Consider the following 1,757-nt stretch of genomic DNA (forward strand, 5'->3'; position numbering starts at 1 on the left):
CAGGGCGAGCAGCTTACCCGCGCCGGGAATGAATACCGATGGAAACGGCACGACAGCTTGACCGTCCGGGGCAACAAGTGGTATCGCCACAGCCAGAGCAAGGGCGGCGGCCCCATTGATTTTGTCATGGAGTTTTTTGGCAAGAGTTTTACCGAAGCCGTTGAACTTCTCACAGAAGAAAAGGGAGCCGCACCGCCGCCGGATAGACCAAGCTCCGCGCCCCTCTCCGACTTCCGGCTACCGCCCCGCAGCCCCGACAACCGAACAGCGAGGAACTACCTCACAGCCGCCCGCCGCATTGATGAAGATGTGACGGGCTTTTTCTTTGCCAGCGGCGATATTTACGAGGACGCAGCCCACCACAACGCCGTATTCGTGGGGCGGGACGAGGACGGAATGCCGCGCTACGCCCACAGCAAGGGAACGGCGGGAAACTTCCGGCTTGATGTGAAAGGCAGCGACAAAGCCTTTAACTTCTGCTACCGGGGCGAGGGCGAAAGAGTGTTTGTCTTTGAAGCCCCCGTTGACCTGCTTTCTTTCCTCTGCCTGTTCAAAAAGGATTGGCAGAAGCAAAGCTACCTGTCATTGGGCGGCGTGGGAGAAAAAGCCCTGCTCCGCTTTCTCTCTGACCGTCCGAACATCAAGACCGTTTATCTCTGCCTTGACAGCGACGAAGCCGGAAACGACGCTTGCAGCCGCCTTGTGAAGCTCATGCCGGAGGGCTACACCGTCCACCGGCTTATCCCTCTTTTCAAGGATTGGAACGAGGTATTGCAGCACCGGGCAGAAATCACAGACGGGAAGTATTTGCGAGAAGCGGTCTACGGCTTGAAAGAGCCGCCGCAGGAAGAAACCGTTGAGATTATCCGCATGAGCGAGGTGGACACGCAGACCGTCGAATGGTTATGGGAGCCGTATATCCCCTTTGGGAAAGTAACCATTGTGCAGGGCAACCCCGGCGAGGGCAAGACCACCTTTGCCCTACGCCTTGCCGCCGCTTGTACCAACCGCAAGCCGTTCCCCCACATGGCAGTGCATGAGCCGTTCAATGTGATTTACCAGACTGCCGAGGACGGTTTGGGCGACACCATCAAGCCCCGCCTTATGGAAGCCGAAGCAGACCTTGACCGCATTCTTGTCATTGACGAGAGCAAGCAGGGGCTTTCCCTGTCCGATGAGCGCATAGAGAGAGCTATCCGACAGACCGGGGCGCGGCTGATTATCCTTGACCCCATACAGGCGTATGTGGGCGAGAAAACCGACATGAACAAGGCCAACGAGATACGCCCCATGTTCCGCCGCCTTGCCGAGATTGCCGAGCGTACCGGGTGCGCCGTTATCCTAATCGGACACCTCAACAAAGCCGCCGGAGGACAGAGCGCCTACCGGGGTTTAGGCTCCATCGACTTCCGCGCCGCAGCAAGGAGCGTCCTGCTGATCGGGCGCGTGAAACGGGAACCGAATGTGCGCGTTATCGTCCATGACAAATCTTCTCTTGCGCCGGAGGGTAAGCCCATAGCCTTTTGCCTTGACCCGGAAACGGGCTTTTCGTGGATAGGCGAGTATGACATTACCGCCGACGAGCTGCTGTCCGGCGCGGGCGGCAACACCGCCACCAAGACCGAACAGGCGGAACGGCTGATACTTGACCTGCTTGCAGACGGGAAAGAGCTTGCCAGCGAGGACCTTGTAAAGGCCGCAGCCGAAGCCGGAATATCCGAGAGGACGGTACAGAACGCCAAGCGCAACATGGGCGG

At 58.6% G+C, this 1,757-nt stretch carries 1 protein-coding gene; it reads left to right on the forward strand.

The features are described from left to right. A partial coding sequence (locus H7U37_RS14750; protein WP_243414338.1) for an AAA family ATPase occupies positions 1-1,757 on the forward strand: 1,757 nt, incomplete at both ends.

This window comes from Pseudoflavonifractor phocaeensis, from assembly GCF_016901735.1.
In the GTDB taxonomy this organism is placed as follows: domain Bacteria; phylum Bacillota; class Clostridia; order Oscillospirales; family Oscillospiraceae; genus Pseudoflavonifractor_A.